Genomic DNA, 4,449 nt, shown 5'->3' with positions numbered 1-4,449 from the left:
CTTGTTGCTTGTATCGCTTCGCTAGAGACGTTACAGCGTTATAAGAGCATTGCATAGCTTCCGCTACCTCTTTCCAACTCAGCCCCTTCTCTCGTAGCTCATACGCTGTTTTGCGACGATTTAATGCCTCTTTCTCGTAATCTTCTCTGTCTATAGCAGTGTATTTTATTACTGTTGTTATTGAGACATTAAATTTTTTTGCTAACTCTTTTTGTGTTAATCCGTCTCTGTTTACTCTCATTTTTTACCTCCTAAAAAATCAAGCATATTCAATATTTCGCTTTGTTTTTTATAGTTATTTTTTTTCTTTCCTAGATTCTTTTTTCCCCTTGCGCTTTGTATCTCTGAAAACTTAGCAACGTCAAAATTTTTCCATGTCCATTTGCCTATACTTCGGGCTGTCGCTTTTATTTCATTGAATGGCAAAGGGTTTTGCTGATTACAAACAGCGTTGAGGTTGATCGCTTGTCTCTCAACTTCTTTCATCCATTGTTCAAATGATGATGAAGATTTAAACCCTAAAACTCGTTTATAAGACCAAGCTCGCAGATCATCAAAAAGGTTAACATTGCGACCTAATCCGTAATTTTCAGCTTTAACGCTTTTAGGTTGATTTAAATCGACAAAATCAGCGAGATAATCGAGATCATACAATTCAGCACCAGACCACCAAGGCGACCAATGACTATTTAACGGGTTTTTAGTAATAAGCCCTACATAGTTAGGGTCTGAACCTAATCTGTTTGCTATGCTGTTTTCTACTGCGGAGGCATAGCGTAACGGTTTTAATTTTGCTTGTTGTGTTTTACAAACCCCGTTCTTCAAAATATAACCATAATGACACCTGCCAGATTTGGGGCTTTTCGTTATAAAGTGAGGAACAGGCAAGTTAACTTCTTCAAATTTATAAAAACAATTTTCTTCATCTAGATCGAATAGCAAGCAAGTTTGTATAGCTGGTTGATTAGCTTGTATGTAAAGCATTTCTAGCGCTTTTTCTTTTTTTCTAATTCTTAACCCATTACTTAAATCGTCAGAACAGTAGGGCTTCATTGGCATTTGACTTATAAAATTTTGTCTATTATCGTTGTTAAACATAAAGCAGTCCTTTTTCTCTGAAACCCTGTTGCTACGGTCGCCAAACTCAAAGCAATAGGGTTTCTGTTTTCTTATGTTTTAATACATCAAAAAAGTTTGTCAAGTGATTGCCTTAACCATATCAGATAACAGCCCCAAAGGGGTGGTTTTTTGGGCGTTAGCAAAGCAAACCTTTTTGAACGCTTCAAACTAACAAAAACAAGTTTTGTCAGCTCTCAGCGTTGAGCTTAATAGCTATCTTTCAAATCCTCGTCTTTAAAGTATTCGATAGCTTTAAGTATTTTCTCAAGGTCTACTTTATTTTTTTTATCTAATCCATCTTTTAATAATCCAGCCAGAATTGAGTTCTTTATTTCTGCTGTTACAACCATAGGGGCTAAAACAGATCTAGACTTTGGGTAGTCCTCCCAATGAAGACCTAGGCATTTTCTTGATTCTTCTTCGTTATTTAAGTGGTTATACTTACCGTATATCACGTAAAATCTTTTCTTTTCATCATAATGTGCAATGTTATATTCTTTCCAGTATGAAATGATCTTATCCATTATTTATTCCTTTTTTGAGGTTTGTTATGCCTAAAAATCACCTTATTTTTTCTACAATTACTCTAATAACAATCTGTTATCCAATCATATCATTAGCTAATGATATTCCGATTGAGTGTAAATCAGTAGAAGCTAACGCGTTAGTAAATCAAGCTTATAAATCACAATATGATAAGGCTTTTGTTGCTAAGCAACGGTTAGATCCAAATGAACCAGCGTCGTTAGTTTATGAAAAATTGACTGATTATGATTATAAAAATGGAGACTTCAAAGACATAATTATTCCATTGGATATATCGTTGACCCAAAATGCAGATACTCAATTGTTGGCTGTTCGAGAGGTTGCATATGATAATAAAAATAAAACTAGAACTTGTGAGGCAGCGGTTAAGATTTCAATAAGTGGTGTATTAATCGAAAATTATCAGGAATTAATTCCTAACGATATAGAGTTTAGAGATTTTACAAATCAGTTTAAAAATAAAGAAATAGGAACATTTAATATTAAATATATATTGGATAAGGATTATTCTGGTAACAATCAGATAGTTGTCTATGGATTATAATTAAGTGCGTAGCAGTGAGCGGAGCGAACTAGAAGAAAAAAGACCTCAAGATCGGTTTTGATTTTGGGGTTTATGTATTGACAATAAAGCAAAATATCTTATTTCTTAAGTAAGGGATACCTTAGATAGCAAGTTAGCGCAATACTTCGTATTACGTTACTTGTGAGGGGCTTCGCCCCTTCAATCCCCTGAAGGTCAAAACATAAAACACAAGGAAAAAAACATGGCAAATTTGAGCAATTTAAAAATTCTCATTGAAGATAAAAAAACATATAAAGATCGCTATCAACGTAAAAATTTTATTTCTTTATGTTTAAGTGACGAAGAATTAACAGAAGTTGAATTGTTAGCTGAAAAATTAGATTTAAAAAGAGCAGCAGCTATAAGAGCGTTACTTTTAAATAAATCTGCAATATTAAAAAATAAAATAAAAAATAACGGAAATAAAGAATATCTATTTCTATTAAATAATATATCTAATAACATTAATCAAATCGCTAAAAAAATTAATGCTAATATTGATTTTTTTATTAACAGCGCCAACGGTGAGCAATTCGCTTATTTGTTTGAAGAACTAACAGAGGATATAGAAAAAATAAAAGAGGTTTATAATGATACACAAACAGATAGGAGGTAAAAACAAACAGAGAAACGTTAAAAACTCATTATCTTATTTATTGCGTAAAGACAAAATAGAAGAACAACAATATATAAAAGTTTTATCTACAACAACAGAGAAAGATATTTTAAACTTTAACGAATATATTCAATCAAAAAACTTCTCTCACCCATACACAGCGGGCGTTCTTTCGTTTGAAGAAAAAGACATCGACGAAGATTTAAAAAATAAAATCATGTCAGAATTTGAAGAAATGATGTTCGCAGAAATCGCACCTGAGAACCGTCCCCCGGTCCTTTGGGTGCAGCATCAAGATAAAGGGCGACTAGAACTTAATTATCTTACATTCAACGCATTAGCAGATAAAAGAGCATACAAAACATACTATCACTATGCAGATAAAAAACTATTTAACGCATTTTGTGAAGTTGTTAATTATGAGAATAATATTAGCTCAGTTATAGACGTAGAAAATCACAAAGAAAGAAATAAGCTAATTAATACTTTAAATAATAAAATACCAAAACACAAAAAAGATATAGTAAATAAATTACAGGAAGAAATAATAGCGAAAATATCAATCGAAGAAATAAACAACAGAAAAGAATTAATTGATTTTTTAACTAAAGAGAAAAATATAATTATAAATCGTACAGGTGATAATTATATATCTATTAAATTTAGCGAAGAAGATAAGCCTGTAAGGTTAAAAGGAGATATCTATGAACAGAGCAGAGATTACAAAACTTATAACGAAGAATCAAGAATCGATCACAGAGCAGATCGAGAGTACGTTAAAAACGCACTCAGAGAGCACACGAGCGTTTTTGACGCAGAGCTTAGCAAAAGAACAAGTAGAAATAAAAAACGCTTTAAAAGAACACAGAACGAAAATAAGAATAGCAATGAACAAAACAATAAGAGAACAAATGACATTCAGGATGTTAGATCTGAAATATCAAGTAATAATAATAGCCTTATTAGGAATGAATTTATTTTTCTTAATTTTAATAATGATTTTAATAAAGAGAATTTAAACAATGAGCAGAATAATAGAAGCGATAAAACAGAAGAAAGAACAAGAGAACAAAGAATTAGAAGCATTGGAAGCGAAATTGAAAACATTAATCAAGAACAACAATCTATTTATTCGAAATTCGAAGATAGAAGTAGAGAACAACAATATATTAATGAGAAATCTAAAAGAATTAGAAGAAGAATTAGACTATCAAACAGATATGTTGACAGATTTTTTAGATTATTTTTTGACAATATCGAGCGATTTAAACGAACTCAAGAACTCAAAAAAAGCATCACTCAAAAAGTCTCAAAATTCTTTAAAAAACAAGAAGAAACGCAAGGGCAACAAAACAAAATTGAAAGACGACGAAGATTTAAAATCTGATATTCAAGACATGAAAAAAACGCTTAGTTTTTTATTTAGTTATTATAAGAACCACATAACAAAAGAGAGCTAAACGCTCTCTTTTAGACCTTGTTGCTTGTATCGCTTCGCTAGAGACGTTACAGCGTTATAAGAGCATTGCATAGCTTCCGCTGCCTCTTTCCAACTCAGCCCCTTCTCTCGTAGCTCATACGCTGTTTTGCGACGATTTAATGC

7 protein-coding genes are annotated in these 4,449 nt (G+C 31.9%); 3 read left to right on the top strand and 4 right to left on the bottom strand.

The features are described 5' to 3' along the window. From FTV31_RS17185 to FTV31_RS15620, 3 genes are all read right to left on the bottom strand, one after another. The coding region (locus tag FTV31_RS17185) for a helix-turn-helix domain-containing protein (RefSeq protein ID WP_218948747.1) at positions 1-241 on the bottom strand (241 nt) is incomplete at its 3' end. After that, complete coding sequence (locus FTV31_RS15625) at positions 238-1,098, bottom strand: replication initiation protein (RefSeq protein ID WP_179991741.1); 861 nt, start codon at positions 1,096-1,098, stop codon at positions 238-240. The genes FTV31_RS17185 and FTV31_RS15625, both read right to left, overlap by 4 nt. A gap of 227 nt (positions 1,099-1,325) precedes the next feature. Further along, entirely contained in the window at positions 1,326-1,643 is a 318-nt protein-coding gene (locus FTV31_RS15620) for a hypothetical protein (RefSeq protein WP_179991742.1), read from the bottom strand. Positions 1,644-1,669: 26 nt separating this feature from the next. Between FTV31_RS15620 and FTV31_RS15615 the strand changes: the two genes are divergently transcribed. The 3 genes from FTV31_RS15615 (at position 1,670) to FTV31_RS15605 (ending at position 4,233) form a co-directional block, all read left to right on the top strand. Further along, entirely contained in the window at positions 1,670-2,209 is a 540-nt protein-coding gene (locus FTV31_RS15615) for a hypothetical protein (protein ID WP_179996694.1), read from the top strand. 223 nt (positions 2,210-2,432) lie between these two features. Beyond that, positions 2,433-2,846, top strand: a complete 414-nt coding sequence (locus FTV31_RS15610) for a relaxosome component (RefSeq protein WP_008917002.1) — start codon at positions 2,433-2,435, stop codon at positions 2,844-2,846. Continuing rightward, positions 2,821-4,233, top strand: a complete 1,413-nt coding sequence (locus FTV31_RS15605) for a hypothetical protein (RefSeq protein ID WP_179991740.1) — start codon at positions 2,821-2,823, stop codon at positions 4,231-4,233. Before FTV31_RS15610 ends, FTV31_RS15605 begins: the two co-directional genes overlap by 26 nt. A 69-nt stretch (positions 4,234-4,302) precedes the next feature. On the opposite strand, the gene FTV31_RS17640 is transcribed toward FTV31_RS15605, so the two are convergent. Beyond that, a partial coding sequence (locus FTV31_RS17640; RefSeq protein ID WP_180015624.1) for a helix-turn-helix domain-containing protein occupies positions 4,303-4,449 on the bottom strand: 147 nt, incomplete at its 5' end.

The organism is Acinetobacter sp. YH16031, from assembly GCF_013417335.1.
In the GTDB taxonomy this organism is placed as follows: Bacteria; Pseudomonadota; Gammaproteobacteria; order Pseudomonadales; family Moraxellaceae; genus Acinetobacter.
This window is presented reverse-complemented; position numbering and strand designations above follow the sequence as displayed.